The sequence below is a fragment of the Salarchaeum sp. JOR-1 genome, from assembly GCF_007833275.1.
In the GTDB taxonomy this organism is placed as follows: domain Archaea; phylum Halobacteriota; class Halobacteria; order Halobacteriales; family Halobacteriaceae; genus Salarchaeum.
Genome location: NZ_CP042241.1, coordinates 1,883,529 through 1,897,759 on the forward strand (window position 1 = coordinate 1,883,529; position 14,231 = coordinate 1,897,759).

Consider the following 14,231-nt stretch of genomic DNA (forward strand, 5'->3'; position numbering starts at 1 on the left):
GTTCGTTTTTCGGGGGAAGCGGAGCGTTTTTGCGGGACGGCGCGAGGGAGAGCGTATGTCCGAGAAGTGGACAGTGCTCCTGCCGGCGACCATCGACCCGAGCGGCCCCGACGAACTCCGCGACTTCGCGTCCTTCGTCTCCATCGACGAGTACGCGGATGAGGCTGCGCTGGTCGCCGACGCCGACCGGTTCGACGCGGCCATCACGCGCACGGTACCACTGACGGCGGCGTTCTTCGACGCCGCGGACTGCCTCCGCGTGGTGGTGAAGCACGGCGCGGGCGTCGACCACGTGGACATCGACGCGGCGACCCGGAACGGCGTGCTCGTGGCGAACACGCCGGGGAAGAACACGAACGCCGTCGCGGAGCACGCGCTCACGCTCCTGCTCGCCGCGAAGCGCCAGGTCGTTCGCGCGGACGCCGCGACCCGCCAGGCCGACTGGCGACGCCACGACTTCGAGGGACACGAACTCTCGGGGCGAACGGTCGGTCTGGTCGGCGCGGGGAACGCCGGCCGACGGTTCGCCGTCCTCCTCACCGGGTTCGGCGTCTCTTGCGTCGCCTACGACCCCTACGTCGACCCCGAGGGACTCCCGGAACGCGTCGAACTCGTGGACTCGGTTCGGGCGGTGTTCGAGGCGGCGGACGACGCGAGCGTGCACGTCCCGCTCACCGAGGACACTCGGCACGCCGTCGGCCGCGAGGAACTCCAACTGCTCCCCGCCGACGGCGTGCTCGTGAACACCGCGCGCGGCGGCGTCGTGGACGAGGCCGCGCTTGTGGACGCGCTCGACGCGGGCGACATCGCGGGCGCTGGCGTTGACGTGTACGAGACGGAACCGCCGACCGCGGACGACCCGCTCCTGACCCAGGAGCGCGCGGTGTTCACTCAGCACAACGCCGGCCTCACGGCGGAAGCGGCGCGCGCCGTCAGCCTCGCCGCCGCCGACCACGTCCGCACCGTCTACGGGGGCGGGCGGCCCGACACGACGCTCAACGACCCGGTCTAGGGTTCGTCGCGGCGGTCGCGGAGCGTGACGGTGACGACGTTCCCGTCGTCGTACGCGAACTCGAGGGATGCGCCGAGCGCGTCCGCGCACCACGTCGCGACCCAGAGGCCGACGCCGCTCCCGTGATTGAGCGGGGTTTCGGTGCCCGCGCGCAACGGCGCGAGTTCGGCGTCCGAAATCCGGTTGTTGTCGTCCCGCACGTCGACCGCCACCCGGCCGTCGGCGGCGTCACGGACGCGAACGACCGCGCTGGGGTTGTCGTCGGCGTGTGCGACGGCGTTCTCTACGAGGTTCGACAGAAGCAGTTCGAGAACCGCGCGGTCCGTCCGGACACGAGCGTCGTCAGCCTCGATCGCAGTATCGATGCGTGCGTCCGGCCAGTCCGCCAGTACGTCCTCGCGAACGCTGCGGACAACTGCCGCGAGGTCGACGCGCGCGGAGTCGCGGTCGCGCTCCCGGACGCGCCGGAACTCCTGCGCGGTCTCCGCGACCGCGAGCAAGTCGTCCCCCGACTCAACGATGGCATCGACCTGGGATTCGAGGTGGTCGTCGCTCAGGTCAGCGCGGATCGACTGGGCGTGCCCGCGGATTACGGTCATCTTGTTCCGGAGGTTGTGACGGAGTACGCGGTTCAACACGGTGAGTTCTTGTTCGCGCTGGCGTTCGCCCGAGATGTCGTAGAGGATGACGGTTCCGCCGACCGACCCACCGCGGGAGTCGGTGAGCGGCGTGTACGACACTGCGAACACGCCCCCACTCGGCCCGTCCGTGGACAGTTCATCCGTCTCACGCGCTTCGTCGAGCGACTGTCCCGTCACAGTCTCGAACGCCACCGGGAGTCCGTCCGCCGACGGAACGCCGAACGCCGCGCGCGCACGGCCGTTCGCCTCCACCACGCGGTCGTCCGCGTCCAGCACCAGCACAGGTTCGTCGAGGTCGTTGAGCGCGTTCCGCTCCGCCGCGCGTCGCGTCACCGGATTCGTCTCGAACATGTGCGTCCCGCCGAAGGCGTACGCGTCGAACGCGACGTGCACCACGAGTAACACCACGATGAAGTTCAGTGCCGGCCACGGTCTCGCGCCCGTTATCCAGTGCACGAACCCGAGCGCTGGCGGAACCGTGCTAAGCACGACGGCGATCGTCTCTCGACGGTAGAGCGGGCCGTACGCCAGCATCGCCTCCACGAGCAACAACACCGCGACCGCGACCGCAGCCAGACACACCAGTATCGCCGCGTATCCCGCGGGCTGAATCGCGTACGTTGCGCCCGCGAGCCCCAGCGTCTCCACCACCCGGAACTCCCGCCACAACAACGCGTGCCCCGGATGCGTCAACGCGAGCGCCGACCCCGCCGCCGTCGCCGCCACCACCCCTCGAAACGCCCACGTTTCCAGCACCCCACTCCGACCCGTGTATTCGAGCGCGAACGCCAGGAAGAACGGCCCTATCCAGATGAACACCCCGAGGAACCACGCCTCCGCGAACGCCCGCCAGAACGAATCGAACACCAACAGCCCGACACTGTATCCGAGCGCTGCCACGCCCTGCGCGGCCAGCGCCCCCATGAACCAGGACGCCCCGCCCCGTCCACGATGCCGTCGCAGGAACGCGCCGAGGCCGAGCGAACTCATCCCACCCGCGAGCACGCACCCCAACACGACGACCCCCAGTACTGAAACCACGAACACCCAAAGACAGACGGCGATCCGGGATGTGTCTTCGGGTCACAGACGGACTGAGCGCGGACACGGCCACCAGTACGACGACAGCACGAACGCCCGACCACCGCCGATGCCGGACAGGAGCGGTGTTTCGAGGCAGACGCCGGCGAGGCCGCCGGAGCGCCGCGCACGCACTTCCAGCGGGGACACGCCTCCAGTATGGCCACCCGCGCAGCCGATCCCAGACAGATCACGGTCGGTCATCGCAGAAACGACTGGCGCGAGGTAAGCACTCACCGACCGCGTCGAAGATCCTGAGGGGACGCAGTGGCGCGCGACACCACTCGGGGGTCGGATCCCGGAGCAGGTGCTCGAAGTAGCGGAACGCGCGTGGGACAGCCAGTGAGTAGTACTAAGTGATCTCCTCGGAATCACGGGGACGCGTCGACCCGAACAGGGCCACCCGAGGGACTCACACCGCGGCCACTCGAGTCACACCCGCGCACCCCGACGCCATACCGGGGATAGTGGGGACTCGGGAAGAAGTGGTCTGGTAGCGGGCCGGGCGCGATTTGAACACGCGACCGTCTGATTAAGAGTCAGACGCTCTGCCGAACTGAGCTACCGGCCCTGTGATTCCTCGTATCCGCGGGACGGTAAAATAGGTTTCCTTCTGGGGGTCGCGTGTGGGTTGTTCTCGAGGTCTGTCGAGAGGACTAAGTACGGCCGGGGGGTACGCGTTCGTACATGAGTAGCCGGGCTACGATTTCGTCGATGTCCACGTACGCGATTCTCGGCTGCGGGAGCGTCGGGCACTCCGTCGCGGAGGAGCTCGTCGAACGGGGGAAGGACGTGCTCATCGTGGACAAGGACGAGTCGCGCGTCGAGGCGTTGCGCGATCAAGATTTGAACGCGCAAGCCGCCGACATCCGGGACGACGAGGTCGCGGAGCTCGTCGACGAACGGGACGTGGTGCTCATCATGTCCTCGGACATCGAGGCGAACGAGGCCGCAGTGGAGAACATCCGGGGGCGGAACGAAGACCAGTTCGTGGTCGCGCGCGCGAGCGACCCGGTGACGGCGGACGAACTCACCGAGCTGGGTGCGGACGTGGTGATCAATCCGTCGAACGTCATCGCGGACGCGGCGCTCAGGGCGCTCGAATCCGGCGAGCTGGAGTACAAGGCCCGCCAGCTCGCGGACGTCATCACGGCGTCGACGAGCAAGCTCGCGATACTGACGCACGACAACCCCGACCCGGACTCCATCGCGTCCGCGGCGGCGTTGCGATCCATCGCGGAACACCTCGGCGCGGAGGCGGACATCCTCTACTTCGGCGACATCGGCCACCAGGAGAACCGGGCGTTCGTGAATCTGCTCGAACTCGAACTCACGGCGTACGACAGCGTGGACATCTCGGAGTACGACACGGTCGCGCTCATCGACCCGGCGAAAGCCGGGGAGTTACAGGTCGGTGTGGACGTGGACATCTACATCGACCACTACGAGACGGAGGGCGAGGTCGAGGCGGAGTTCGTGGACGTTCGGCCGAACGTCTCCTCGACCTCTACGATCCTCACGAAGTACATCCAGGAGTTCGACCTGAGCGTCGATCAGGCGGTCGCCACGGCCCTGCTGTACGGGATTCGAACCGAGACGCTCGACTTCCGGCGGGACACCACGCCCGCGGACTTGACGGCTGCGGCGTATCTGTATCCGTTCGCCGACCACGACACGCTCGAGCAGGTCGAGAGTCCGAACATGAGCCCGGAGACGCTGGACGTGCTCGCGGAAGCCATCACGAACCGCGAAGTCCGGGGAAGCCACCTCGTGAGTGACGCGGGATTCATTCGAGACCGGGACGCGCTCGCGCAGGCCGCCCAGCAACTCCTCAATCTGGAGGGAATCACGACGACGGCGGTGTTCGGCATCGTGGACGACACCATCTATCTCGCGGCGCGCTCGAAGGACATCCGTCTGAACATCGGGAAGGTTCTGCAGGACGCGTTCACCGACATTGGAGAGGCCGCGGGACACTCGACGCAAGCGTCCGCGGAGATACCGCTCGGCATCTTCACGGGCATCGAGTCCTCCGAGGAGAACCGCGAGACGCTCCTGACGCTGACGGAGGAGGCGGTGAAGCGAAAACTGTTCGACGCGATGGGTGTCGAACAGGAGACGGGCGCGCAGAACGGCGGTTAGTCCTTCCGCTTGACCATGTCGCCGAGGGTGAGACCGGATCCCCCACTCTCGGACTCCCAGTCGTCGTCGGTGCTCGACGACTCGGTGAGCGTGATCGAGAGGCGTTTTTCGAGTTTCTTCTGGACGCTGTCGCTCGGGAGCATCGCGCCGCGTTCGAGCTTCCGAACCAGACTGGCTTTCTCGCTGATTTCCTTCGCGAGTTCCTCCTGACTGAGGCCGGCGGACTCGCGGGCGTTCCGGATGCGGTCGTCGTAGTCGGACGCGACCTCCTCCATCTCGTCGAACATGTCACGGCGGCGCGTCTTCGAGGAGCCGCCGGCGGAGCCGCCGGAGCCGCCGGACGAGCTGCTGGAGGACGTGGAGTACTTGGTGGACGTAGAAGAGGACGACTCCGTCTTCACTTCGGTGCCGAAGTCGGCGCAGTCGTCACAGACGTCGAGTTCAGCGCCCTCGACCTTGATGGTCTTGGGGGACGCTGTCTCCGCGCCACACATCTCGCATTGAACCATACAGAATCTAGCCGGGGGAGCGGCTTAAAACGCACGCCGCCGGTTACCGGAGATCGCGCCACGCGCCGCGGAATCGCTGGAGGGCGGTGAGGTGTCCGACGAGGGCGAACAGGCCGAGCAGCCACGCGACCACGCTCACGTTCGCGACCACGGGGACGACCACGGAGATGCCGCCGGTGAGGCAGACGAGCGCGAGGCGATCCGCGCGGCCGAGGAGACCGCCGTACTGTCGTTCGAGGCCGACGGCTTCGGTCTGCGTGCCGAGGTACGAAGTCATCAGAACGCCGGTGACCGCGGCGAACCCGAGCGCGTACTGTCCGATTCCCGCCGCGAGGCCGGCGAGGATGACGATGTCCGCGTAGCGGTCGAGGACGTGGTCGAGGAGGTCGCCGGCGGGGCTGTCCGTGTCGAGTTCGCGCGCGACGGCGCCGTCGAGCAGATCGAGCAGTCCGTTGAGGAGGACGAGCACGGCGCCGACGCCGTACCACCAGTCGGGACCGGGGCCGGCCCGATAGAACGCGCCCGCGGCGAGAACCGCGAGGGCGAACGCGGCGACGCTGATGCCGTCCGGAGTGAAGTTGAGGCGGACGGAGAGGCGGACGAACGGCCGGAGGATGCGGGAGGCGAGCGAGCGGTACTGGTCGAGCGTCATAGGTAGTCGGTGAAGTCGAGGTCGCCGGCGCTCGGGTCGCGGTCGCCCGCGATAGCGGCTTCCACGTCGCTTGCGACCTCTTCGGGCGGTCGGTTCGACGTGTCTATCTCGTACACGCGCCCCTCGCCGAACTCCGCGACGGCCTCGGCGAGGATCACGTCGAGCGCCTCGGATTCCGCGTTCTCCCGGGCCTTCGGTTCTGGTTCGCCGCGCTCCCGGAGCCGCTGGTCGAGTTCGCGCGGGTGACAGCGCAGCACGATGCACACGTCCGCGTCGAAGTAGTGCGCGAGGTGGCTGTCAACGAGCACGTCGTCCCGGCCGTCCAGCCACTCCCGGGCGGCGTCCACGTCCACGACGAGGCTGTCGCGTTCCTCGTCGCGTTCGGTGTAGAGGCCGCGGTCGCGGATTTCGTCGTTCAGGTGAACCACGTCGAGGTCGGTGTCCACGAGGTCGGTGACCGTCGTCTTCCCGGTTCCGGGGGTTCCGGTGACGGCGACTCTCACTCCGCGAGCACCTCGTTCAGTTCCTCGACGGCCGTCTCCGTCTCCGCCTTCGTACCGCACGTGATGCGGATGCAGTCGTCCAATCCGAAGCTCGTGCAGTCGCGCACGATGACGCCGCGGTGCTTGAGCGCCTCCGCGACCGCCGCGGCGTCCCCGACGTCGACGAGCACGAAGTTCCCGTGGCTCTCGAACACGCGGGCGTCGATGTGCTCCGTCATGTACTCGCGCGCCCACGCCGCGGCCTCGACCGTGCGCTCGACGTGTTCGTCGTCCTCCAGCGCTGCGAGGCCGGCGCGACACGCGACGAGGCTCGCCGCGAACGGCGTGTTCACCCGCCGGTACGCCGCAGCCCACTCTTCGGGCACTATCGCGTACCCGAGGCGGAGACCCGCGAGTCCGTAGGCCTTCGAGAACGTCCGTAGCAGCACAACATCGTCACGCGGAGCGTGACTGGCCGCCGGGTTCGACCCGGCGACGTCGTCGCGGGTTCGGACGAGGTCGATTGCGCTCGGCGCGTCGGTGAACTCGCCGTACGCCTCGTCCACGACGACGAGCGTCTCCTCGTCGGTCGCGTCCGCGATTTCCTCGACGGCGTCGAGGGTGAACCGCCCGCCGCTGGGGTTGTGGGGGCTGGTGAGGAAGACGACGCGCTCGCCGTCGTACGCGTCGAGCACGGCGTCGGCGGTGAGCGAGAAGCCGTCGTCGCGTTCGACGGGGTAGGTTTCGACGTCGCCGTGGTGGAAGCGCGCGGTCATCCCGTAGTAGGAGAATCCGGGAGAGGGAACCAGGACGCTGTCGTCGGGTTCGAGGGTGGCGCGCGCGAGGTAGTCGAGCGCGCCGTCGCCGCCGTTCGCGAGCCAGACCTGGTCGTCCGTCACCCCCCACTTTTCGGCGATGCGCGCCACGAGGTCGGCGTGGTCGGCGGTCGGATAGTGGTGGACGTCGGTCGCGCTCTCGCGGACGGCCTCAGCCCCGAGCGGGCTCGGGCCGAACATGTTCTCGTTCGACGCGAGTTTGACGAACTCCGAGGGGTCGCGGTCGAGCTCGCGCGCGACCTCCTCGATTCCCCGACCCGCCTGGTACTCGACGTGGTCGGAGAGGTCCCGTAGATGCATGGGTGAACCGAGCGCCCGGGCGGCCTTAAGCCTCCCTACAGCCAGTCGGCGACGGAGACGGCTCGCCCCCGGTACGCGAGTCCCGGCGGGTTTCAAGTCGCCGCCGCTCCATCGGGCGATATGGCACTCACCGAGACAGCCCTGTACGCGTTCCACCTGGTGTTCGCCTCGCTCTGGACGGGCAGCGTCCTGTTCGCGGCGTACGCAGTCGTCCCGCTCGGCCGCGCCGGCGACGCCTCGCCCGGCGTGCTCGCCGCCGTCGCGGGGAAGCTCAGCCTCGTCAACCGCCTATCGAGCGCGCTGATGCTGCTCTCCGGCCTCGGCCTCTGGGTCGTTCTCGACTACACGAGCCGGTTCCCGGACGACCCGAGCAGCCACCTCGTCCTCACGATGGTCGTCCTCTGGGTCGTCCTCACCGGCCTCGTCGAAGTCGGGGTCGCTCGACTGACGGACGCGAGCGACTCCGGAAAGGTTCGCACGCCCGCGGAGAACGCGCGACCGTTCCTCCTCGGGGCCGCGCTCGTCGGCGTCCTCCTGCTGCTCGACGCCGCCGCGCTCGCCGGCAACCTCGTTTAAGTAGCGGGCCGCCGTTTACCCGCACATGACCTCGCTCACGAGCGGTCTCGTCCTGTTCGTCGTCAGTCTCCTCGTCGGCGGGTTCGGCCTCTACGTCGGCGGGCGCGTCGTCGCCGGCGTCGACGACTACAGCCACGCCGTCGTCACCGCGCTGGTCGGCGCAGTCGTCTGGGCGATAACCGCGACGTTCCTCGGCTGGATCCCCCTCCTCGGCCCTGTCCTCGTGTTCCTCACCTACCTCTGGGTCGTCAAACACCGGTATCCCGGCGGCTGGGTGAACGCCGCGCTCATCACGCTCGTCGCGTGGCTCACGCTGGTCGTCGTGCTCGCGTTCGCCGAGTCCGTCGGTACGTTCGAGAAGGAGTTCGACGCGTTCGGCGTCCCCGGCATCTAACTCAGGCGCGCTCGACGGTGTGTTCGAGGGTGCCGACGCCCTCGATTTCGACCGCCACGCGGTCGCCGTCGGTGAGTTCGTTCACGCCCTCGGGCGTCCCCGTGATGACGACGTCGCCGGGTTCGAGCGTGAGGTAGCTCGTGATTTCCTCGATGAGCTCCGGAACATCGAAGATGAAGTGCTCGATACTCGACTCCTGCCGGGTCTCGCCGTTCACGCGGAGCGAAATCGAGGCGTCGTCGGGGAGGTGTTCGGGGTCGGCGAGCACGGGGCCGAGCGGGCACGCGCCGTCGAACGCCTTCCCGCGCACCCAGTTCGTCTCCGCGTCCTGGTCGTCCCGGTTCGACACGTCGTCAGCGACGGTGTAGCCCGCGATGTACTCCTCGGCGTCCGCGGCGGCGACGTTCTTCGCCTCCTTCTCGATGACGACCGCGAGCTCGGCCTCGTGCTCGCAGTACTTGCCCTCGGGGAGGGTGACGGTCGCGCCCGGGCCGGTGACGGCGTTCGGCGGCTTCAGGAAGAGGAGGGGGCGGTCGGGGACGTCCTCGCCGCGCTCCTCGGCGTGCTTCGCGTAGTTCCGGCCGACGCAGACGACCTTCGAGGGGTCGGTCGGCGGAAGAACCTCTACGTCGTCGATGTCGTAGGTGCGGCCGCCGAAGGACACGTCGTCGCCGTGGTACTCGCCGTCTCGGACTGCGCCCGCGGGGTCGCGGAATCGGACGTGATGCATACCTACGGGTTCGAGACGCGCGGCGTAAGCGTTGTGGAAACGACGGACTCCGAGTCGGCGGTACGATTTATGGGCCGGACGTTCGTATCAACAGACGCAATGGAACTCACCTGGTACGGCCACGCGACATGGGGCGTCGAAGTCGGCGACACGACCCTCCTCGTCGACCCGTTCTTCGACAACCCGAAGACGGACACGGATCCCGAGGAACTCGACCCCGACTACGTTCTCGTCACGCACGGGCACGCAGACCACATCGCGGACGCAGACCGGTTCCGCGGCGCGCACTTCGTCGCGACGCCCGAAATCATCAGCTATCTCACCGACGAGTACGGCGTCGAGGACGGCACCGGGATGAACCTCGGCGGCACCTTCGAGGCCGGCGACGCGTTCGTCACGATGGTTCGCGCCGACCACTCGAACGGCATCGACACCGACTACGGCGCCACCGGCGGGATGCCCGCCGGGTTCGTGATTTCGGACACGAAACCCACGCAGGTCGCCGACGCGGACTCCACGACGTTCTACCACGCCGGCGACACCAGCCTGCACTCCGAGATGAAGGACGTCATCGCGCCCTACCTCGAACCCGACGCCGCCGCCGTCCCCGCCGGCGACCACTTCACCATGGGGCCCTGGCAGGCCGCCGTCGCCGTCGACTGGCTGGACGTCGACCACGCGTTCCCGATGCACTACGACACCTTCCCCCCCATCGAAATCGACACCGACGACTTCGTGAAGGAGGTCAAGGCAACGGGGAGCGACACCGACGTGCACGTGCTCGACGGCGACGAAACCTTCACCCTCTAAGGCTCGCGTCGCGAGTGCAGGCCGTGCGTACCGAAGGGACAACGCTTACCTATTTTCCGGGCGACCACTCGAACGCAATGACGGACATCGACATCACCAGTACCTCCGAGGAAGGCTTCGTCACGCGCTCGCGAATCGGCGACTTCGAACTCACCGTCGACGCCACCGGCGAGGAAGGCCCCGACCCGAACTCCACCCTCGTCGCGGACTACGCGTCCTGCTACATCCCCGCGTTCCGCGTCGGCGGCCAGCAGCGTGACTACGACGACCTCGGCAAGATCGAGATCGACGCCGACGCCGACCTCGACGACGACGACGACCTCGAAGCCATCCGCTTCCACATCAAGGTCGAAGCCGACGTCCCCGAGGACGACCTCGACGACCTCATCGCACGCGGCGAGGACATCTGTCACGTCCACTCCGCCGTCCGCGAGGAACTCCGCGCGGACATCACGGCAGAAGCGGACGCCTTCTAACGCCTTTTTGCGGCCCGGGGTCGGCTTCGGCGACTCGCTCGCCGCAAAACCCCCACTAATCGCGAGACGCGTTGCGTTCTGGCGGTGAAAACTCGCGGCTCTGCCCCGAGTGAATCGGACGAACTACCGGGTTCCCGAACCACTCGTTCGTCCGCCCGCTATTGTCGAAACCGCCCGCCGTTTCCGGTACAGAGACGCTGTGCGGAGCGTCAGCGACCACTGCGACTCGTGGATGACGACCGCCGTTTCGCGGTGCTATCGAATTCGGTTGACCGCACCCTCCCCACGTGTGGGGTCGGGACGTCGTGAGGATTATGCCGTGGAGCCGACCGCTTGGATGCGTTCGATGTCCGCTTCCATGCGGATGCTGGCGGGGAGGTCGCGCTCCATCACGCGGCGCGCGAGGTCGTCGTGGCCGTGGATTTCGAGGCGGCGCTGGTAGACGGTGTAGTTCCACGCGCCGTACTGCTCGGACTCGTCTCCGTCGAGGGATTTGTACTGGGAGACGTAGTAGTTCTCGGGCGTGTCCGAGTGCGGGCCCTTGATTTCTGCGCCTTTCCGTCGTACGTTGTCGCGGATGTCCCGGACGACCCGTTCGAGGGTGTCTCGGTCCCCGCTCGTGAACGTGAGCTTAGTTACGAAGGTCATGGCTGGAACTGGGTAGTACGGTACGATGCAGTCCACCGTAAAAAGTCGTGTGCCTTCGCCGTCGCGTGCCACGCACTCGCGCGGGTCCGACATTCACTTAACCCGGAGTCCAGTAACATTACGTAATGACGGTTGAAGCAACCAGCGCCGGTGCGATCCTCTTTCGGGATACGCGAGGCCGGCGCGAATACCTCCTCCTCAAGAGCCGACCCGGCGATTGGGAGTTTCCCAAGGGCGGCGTCGAGGGGGACGAAGAACTCCAGCAGACGGCCATCCGTGAGGTTCAGGAGGAAGCCGGTATCGAGGACTTCAGACTCCTCGACGGCTTCCGCGACGACTACGACTACGTGTTCGAGGCAGGTGGCGACCGCATCCACAAGACCGTTCACCTCTTCATCGCGAAGTCGTACGAGGCCTCGGCAGAACTGTCGAGCGAACACTCCGACCTCCAGTGGCGCGACTACGAACAGGCAGTGAACACTATCACGCAGGACGGCCCGCGCGACATCCTCCGGGACGCCCACGAGTTCATCGACGAGGAACTGGTGGACGACGCCGACGCCGACGCCGAGGGCGAGGCCGGCGTCGGACAGGAAGGGTAGCGTGCCCGCGGAGTTCAGTTTCGAACTCCGCGTGTGCGCCGCGCTCGAAGCCGACTGGCCGCTCGACGACCGCGACACCGCGTCCTTCGTCGCGCGCCAGCTCGGGACGCAGCGGCGGCGCTGGGACACCCTGATTCTCGAAGTCGACCCCGAGGGGTTCGCGGCGCGCGCTCGGTTCGGCGGGAAGCGCCTCGACCCGAACCTGTTGTTCGTGTGCCGGCACGCGCCCGCGGACTGGCAGTACTACCGGGACGCGCTCCCGGCGGACGAGGTGCCGTGGCGGTACGTCCGCGAGACCATCCACCGCGGCGCGGCCCGCGGCGTGCTCGAAAAGCGAAAGCGCGGCGGCCGCATCGAACTCCGCCGGAAACACGCGTATCCGGACTGGGTGGAGCGCATCGTCGCGGTGGAGAACAAGCCCGACCTGGACGCGTCGGCGGCGCGCGCGCTCTCCGACCAACTGGAGCGGGACGTGGCGCTCGGGCTCGCGGACGAGGTCTGGGTGGCCACCGAGTCCGGAGAGCGCGTACTCTCCGAGGAGATGCCGGTCGAAGCGGGCATCCTCGTGTTCGAGGGCGGCGAGCCGGACGTGCGCTGGTACCCGCGCGCGCTCGGCCCCGAGCGTCCCGGCACCAGAATCCTCGACCGGGGGAGCGGCGCCTGCGAGTTCGAGTACGTGTCCGCCGAGCGGAAGGCGAAGCTCCGGTCGTGGCTCGCGGAGCGCGCGTACGAGCGAGGCTGGCGGTCGTACGCGGACACGATGCGGCCCGACTGCCGTTACTTCGACGTCCGGCGGGCGGGCGACGGCTACGTGCCGTACTGTCACGCGAAGGGGCGCGAACAGACCGCGAGCGAATGCGCGGGGTCGTGCGCGGAGTTCTCGCCGGAGCCGCCGGGGTGGCGACAACTGGGCTGGCCCATCGAGGGCGGGCCCGGGCAGACCGTCAAGCGCGTGCTGGACGACCGCAGAGCGCGGGAACGTTAGTCCGTGAGTTCGACGGCGTCACGGGCGACGGCGAGGCGGAACGTCGGGACGGTTCGATAGATGAGTTCGGCGACGCCCTTGCGTTCGAGCGTGCGGAGCGCGCGCCGTACCTCGCCGGTGTCGAAGTCGTCGTCGAACTCGTTTTCGAGGTCGTGGAGGACGCTGACGACGCTCTGTGAGCGCTCGTCGGGGCCGGCGAGCACGCCCAGAATCTGTTGTTCGAGGTCGCTGAGGTGGACGCGGAGCGGGTCGTCTTCCCCGACTTCCTCGCCGGTGACGATAGCGCGGGCCTCCGCCGTCGCGCGGATGAGGCTGTCCTCGTCGCGGTAGTAGTAGTCCTTGAGTTCGCCCTCGAGGAACTGGTGGACCTCGCTCCCCGACCCCATCCCCCAGCGCTCCTGGAGGGTCTTGTTCTTCGTGGGCTGGAGCTCCACGATGTCGGCGAGGCGCTCTCGGGCCTCCTCGGAGAGACTCATACCCGAAGTCTCGCCGCGGGGGTATTTCGGCCTTCTGAAAGCCCCGAACCCAACCGTTATGCAGTCCGTCGCCGTGCTGCGAGGTATGAGCGACCTCGTCGAACTCGACGTGTCGGAGGGCGTAGCGACGGTGACCGTGACTCGCCCGGAGAGCCTGAACAGCGTGGACGCGCCGACGCTAGACGCGCTCGCGGACGCGTTCGCGGACGCCGCGCGCCGGGACGCCCGCGCGGTCGTACTCACGGGAGCGGGCGAGAAGGCGTTCGTCGCGGGCGCGGACATCGAGTACATGTCGGACATCGCGACGGCTGAAGCCGAGGCGTACGCGCGGAAGGGCCACGACCTCACGCGCGCCATCGAGGAGTTCCCCGCGCCCGTGGTCGCGGCTATCAACGGCTACGCGTTCGGCGGCGGGCTCGAACTCGCGCTCGCCTGCGACCTCCGCGTCGCCTCCGAGCGCGCCGTGCTCGGGCAGACCGAAATCGACCTCGGCGTGATTCCGGGCTGGGGCGGCACCCAGCGTCTCCCCCGCCTCGTCGGCGACGAGACCGCGCGCCGCATGATTTACTTCGGCGACCGCATCGACGCGACCGACGCCTACGAGGAAGGCCTCGTCGGCGACGTCGTCGCCCACGACGAGCTCCGCGAACACGCCCACAGCCTCGCCCGCGACCTCGCGGAGCAACCGGGGTTCGCGTTGGCCGCCGCGAAGGAAGCGATCAACGAAAGCCACCGCACCACGCTCGACGCCGGACTGGACTTCGAACGCCGCACCTGGGCGGGCCTGTTCGGCACGCCCGACCAGCGCGAGGGCATGGCGGCGTTCCTCGAAGACCGCGACCCCGACTTCGACTAAGAACTAAGGCGGATGCGCGCGACC

The 14,231-nt window shown here is 68.0% G+C and carries 18 protein-coding genes and 1 tRNA gene; 9 read left to right on the top strand and 10 right to left on the bottom strand.

Annotation, left to right across the window (positions count from 1 at the left end; translation table 11 throughout):
• Nucleotides 1-55: 55 nt before the first annotated feature.
• Nucleotides 56-1,012, top strand: a complete 957-nt coding sequence (locus FQU85_RS10720; RefSeq protein WP_145847738.1) for a hydroxyacid dehydrogenase — start codon at nucleotides 56-58, stop codon at nucleotides 1,010-1,012.
• Here the strand turns inward: FQU85_RS10720 and FQU85_RS10725 are convergent.
• From FQU85_RS10725 to FQU85_RS10730, 3 genes are all read right to left on the bottom strand, one after another.
• Entirely contained in the window at nucleotides 1,009-2,694 is a 1,686-nt protein-coding gene (locus FQU85_RS10725; protein WP_168219978.1) for a histidine kinase N-terminal 7TM domain-containing protein, read from the bottom strand. The genes FQU85_RS10720 and FQU85_RS10725 overlap by 4 nt on opposite strands.
• 42 nt (nucleotides 2,695-2,736) lie before the next feature.
• Nucleotides 2,737-2,883: a hypothetical protein gene (locus FQU85_RS13390; RefSeq protein WP_168219979.1), complete on the bottom strand. Its 147-nt coding sequence runs from the start codon at nucleotides 2,881-2,883 to the stop codon at nucleotides 2,737-2,739.
• A gap of 347 nt (nucleotides 2,884-3,230) precedes the next feature.
• Nucleotides 3,231-3,304 (bottom strand) — tRNA-Lys (locus FQU85_RS10730).
• A gap of 116 nt (nucleotides 3,305-3,420) precedes the next feature.
• Between FQU85_RS10730 and FQU85_RS10735 the strand changes: the two genes are divergently transcribed.
• Nucleotides 3,421-4,875 carry a DHH family phosphoesterase gene (locus FQU85_RS10735; protein WP_145847741.1) on the top strand — a complete coding sequence of 485 codons (1,455 nt, stop codon included), beginning with the start codon at nucleotides 3,421-3,423 and terminating at the stop codon, nucleotides 4,873-4,875.
• Here FQU85_RS10735 and FQU85_RS10740 read toward each other — a convergent pair.
• From FQU85_RS10740 to hisC, 4 genes are read right to left on the bottom strand one after another with little or no spacing between them, the layout of a single operon-like run.
• Complete coding sequence (locus FQU85_RS10740; protein WP_145847743.1) at nucleotides 4,872-5,384, bottom strand: multiprotein bridging factor aMBF1; 513 nt, start codon at nucleotides 5,382-5,384, stop codon at nucleotides 4,872-4,874. The genes FQU85_RS10735 and FQU85_RS10740 overlap by 4 nt on opposite strands.
• 43 nt (nucleotides 5,385-5,427) lie before the next feature.
• Nucleotides 5,428-6,036: a CDP-alcohol phosphatidyltransferase family protein gene (locus tag FQU85_RS10745; protein WP_145847745.1), complete on the bottom strand. Its 609-nt coding sequence runs from the start codon at nucleotides 6,034-6,036 to the stop codon at nucleotides 5,428-5,430.
• The gene (locus tag FQU85_RS10750) at nucleotides 6,033-6,539 is read right to left on the bottom strand and encodes an adenylate kinase family protein (RefSeq protein WP_145847747.1); all 507 of its coding nucleotides are present in this window, start codon (nucleotides 6,537-6,539) and stop codon (nucleotides 6,033-6,035) included. Before FQU85_RS10750 ends, FQU85_RS10745 begins: the two co-directional genes overlap by 4 nt.
• Entirely contained in the window at nucleotides 6,536-7,654 is a 1,119-nt protein-coding gene (hisC, locus tag FQU85_RS10755; protein WP_145847749.1) for a histidinol-phosphate transaminase, read from the bottom strand. Before hisC ends, FQU85_RS10750 begins: the two co-directional genes overlap by 4 nt.
• Nucleotides 7,655-7,774: 120 nt before the next feature.
• Here hisC and FQU85_RS10760 point away from each other — a divergent pair, with 120 nt between their 5' ends.
• Together FQU85_RS10760 and FQU85_RS10765 are read left to right on the top strand one after the other, a co-directional pair.
• Nucleotides 7,775-8,230 (top strand): transporter, encoded by a 456-nt coding sequence (locus FQU85_RS10760; RefSeq protein WP_145847751.1) that lies wholly within the window; start codon nucleotides 7,775-7,777, stop codon nucleotides 8,228-8,230.
• A gap of 25 nt (nucleotides 8,231-8,255) precedes the next feature.
• Nucleotides 8,256-8,624 carry a hypothetical protein gene (locus FQU85_RS10765; protein ID WP_206022044.1) on the top strand — a complete coding sequence of 123 codons (369 nt, stop codon included), beginning with the start codon at nucleotides 8,256-8,258 and terminating at the stop codon, nucleotides 8,622-8,624.
• A gap of 1 nt (nucleotide 8,625) precedes the next feature.
• Here the strand turns inward: FQU85_RS10765 and FQU85_RS10770 are convergent, their stop codons facing one another.
• The gene (locus FQU85_RS10770) at nucleotides 8,626-9,354 is read right to left on the bottom strand and encodes a fumarylacetoacetate hydrolase family protein (RefSeq protein ID WP_145847753.1); all 729 of its coding nucleotides are present in this window, start codon (nucleotides 9,352-9,354) and stop codon (nucleotides 8,626-8,628) included.
• Nucleotides 9,355-9,453: 99 nt separating this feature from the next.
• On the opposite strand from FQU85_RS10770, the gene FQU85_RS10775 reads away from it, so the two are divergent.
• Complete coding sequence (locus FQU85_RS10775) at nucleotides 9,454-10,164, top strand: metal-dependent hydrolase (RefSeq protein WP_145847755.1); 711 nt, start codon at nucleotides 9,454-9,456, stop codon at nucleotides 10,162-10,164.
• 77 nt (nucleotides 10,165-10,241) lie between these two features.
• Nucleotides 10,242-10,640 carry an OsmC family protein gene (locus tag FQU85_RS10780; RefSeq protein ID WP_145847758.1) on the top strand — a complete coding sequence of 133 codons (399 nt, stop codon included), beginning with the start codon at nucleotides 10,242-10,244 and terminating at the stop codon, nucleotides 10,638-10,640.
• Between the two features lie 312 nt (nucleotides 10,641-10,952).
• On the opposite strand, the gene FQU85_RS10785 is transcribed toward FQU85_RS10780, so the two are convergent.
• Complete coding sequence (locus tag FQU85_RS10785) at nucleotides 10,953-11,288, bottom strand: uS10/mL48 family ribosomal protein (RefSeq protein ID WP_145847760.1); 336 nt, start codon at nucleotides 11,286-11,288, stop codon at nucleotides 10,953-10,955.
• A gap of 125 nt (nucleotides 11,289-11,413) precedes the next feature.
• Here FQU85_RS10785 and FQU85_RS10790 point away from each other — a divergent pair, with 125 nt between their 5' ends.
• The gene (locus FQU85_RS10790; protein WP_145847761.1) at nucleotides 11,414-11,890 is read left to right on the top strand and encodes a bis(5'-nucleosyl)-tetraphosphatase; all 477 of its coding nucleotides are present in this window, start codon (nucleotides 11,414-11,416) and stop codon (nucleotides 11,888-11,890) included.
• Nucleotide 11,891: 1 nt separating this feature from the next.
• On the top strand, nucleotides 11,892-12,875 hold the full coding sequence (locus FQU85_RS10795; RefSeq protein ID WP_145847763.1) for a DUF5787 family protein: 984 nt from the start codon (nucleotides 11,892-11,894) through the stop codon (nucleotides 12,873-12,875).
• Here FQU85_RS10795 and FQU85_RS10800 read toward each other — a convergent pair.
• A complete protein-coding gene (locus FQU85_RS10800; RefSeq protein ID WP_145847765.1) occupies nucleotides 12,872-13,351 on the bottom strand; it encodes a DUF5797 family protein in 480 nt (159 codons plus the stop codon). The two genes, FQU85_RS10795 and FQU85_RS10800, sit on opposite strands and share 4 nt — an antisense overlap.
• 85 nt (nucleotides 13,352-13,436) lie before the next feature.
• On the opposite strand from FQU85_RS10800, the gene FQU85_RS10805 reads away from it, so the two are divergent.
• A complete protein-coding gene (locus tag FQU85_RS10805) occupies nucleotides 13,437-14,207 on the top strand; it encodes an enoyl-CoA hydratase/isomerase family protein (RefSeq protein WP_145847767.1) in 771 nt (256 codons plus the stop codon).
• Nucleotides 14,208-14,231 lie beyond the last annotated feature (24 nt).

Bases quoted from the DNA above. Each gene is read 5' to 3' on its own strand.
- FQU85_RS10720 (WP_145847738.1), top strand. From the start codon at position 56: ATGTCCGAGAAGTGGACAGTGCTCCTGCCGGCGACCATCGACCCGAGC.
- FQU85_RS10735 (WP_145847741.1), top strand. From the start codon at position 3,421: ATGAGTAGCCGGGCTACGATTTCGTCGATGTCCACGTACGCGATTCTC.
- FQU85_RS10740 (WP_145847743.1), bottom strand. From the start codon at position 5,384: ATGGTTCAATGCGAGATGTGTGGCGCGGAGACAGCGTCCCCCAAGACC.
- FQU85_RS10745 (WP_145847745.1), bottom strand. From the start codon at position 6,036: ATGACGCTCGACCAGTACCGCTCGCTCGCCTCCCGCATCCTCCGGCCG.
- hisC (WP_145847749.1), bottom strand. From the start codon at position 7,654: ATGCATCTACGGGACCTCTCCGACCACGTCGAGTACCAGGCGGGTCGG.
- FQU85_RS10760 (WP_145847751.1), top strand. From the start codon at position 7,775: ATGGCACTCACCGAGACAGCCCTGTACGCGTTCCACCTGGTGTTCGCC.
- FQU85_RS10765 (WP_206022044.1), top strand. From the start codon at position 8,256: ATGACCTCGCTCACGAGCGGTCTCGTCCTGTTCGTCGTCAGTCTCCTC.
- FQU85_RS10770 (WP_145847753.1), bottom strand. From the start codon at position 9,354: ATGCATCACGTCCGATTCCGCGACCCCGCGGGCGCAGTCCGAGACGGC.
- FQU85_RS10775 (WP_145847755.1), top strand. From the start codon at position 9,454: ATGGAACTCACCTGGTACGGCCACGCGACATGGGGCGTCGAAGTCGGC.
- FQU85_RS10780 (WP_145847758.1), top strand. From the start codon at position 10,242: ATGACGGACATCGACATCACCAGTACCTCCGAGGAAGGCTTCGTCACG.
- FQU85_RS10785 (WP_145847760.1), bottom strand. From the start codon at position 11,288: ATGACCTTCGTAACTAAGCTCACGTTCACGAGCGGGGACCGAGACACC.
- FQU85_RS10790 (WP_145847761.1), top strand. From the start codon at position 11,414: ATGACGGTTGAAGCAACCAGCGCCGGTGCGATCCTCTTTCGGGATACG.
- FQU85_RS10800 (WP_145847765.1), bottom strand. From the start codon at position 13,351: ATGAGTCTCTCCGAGGAGGCCCGAGAGCGCCTCGCCGACATCGTGGAG.
- FQU85_RS10805 (WP_145847767.1), top strand. From the start codon at position 13,437: ATGAGCGACCTCGTCGAACTCGACGTGTCGGAGGGCGTAGCGACGGTG.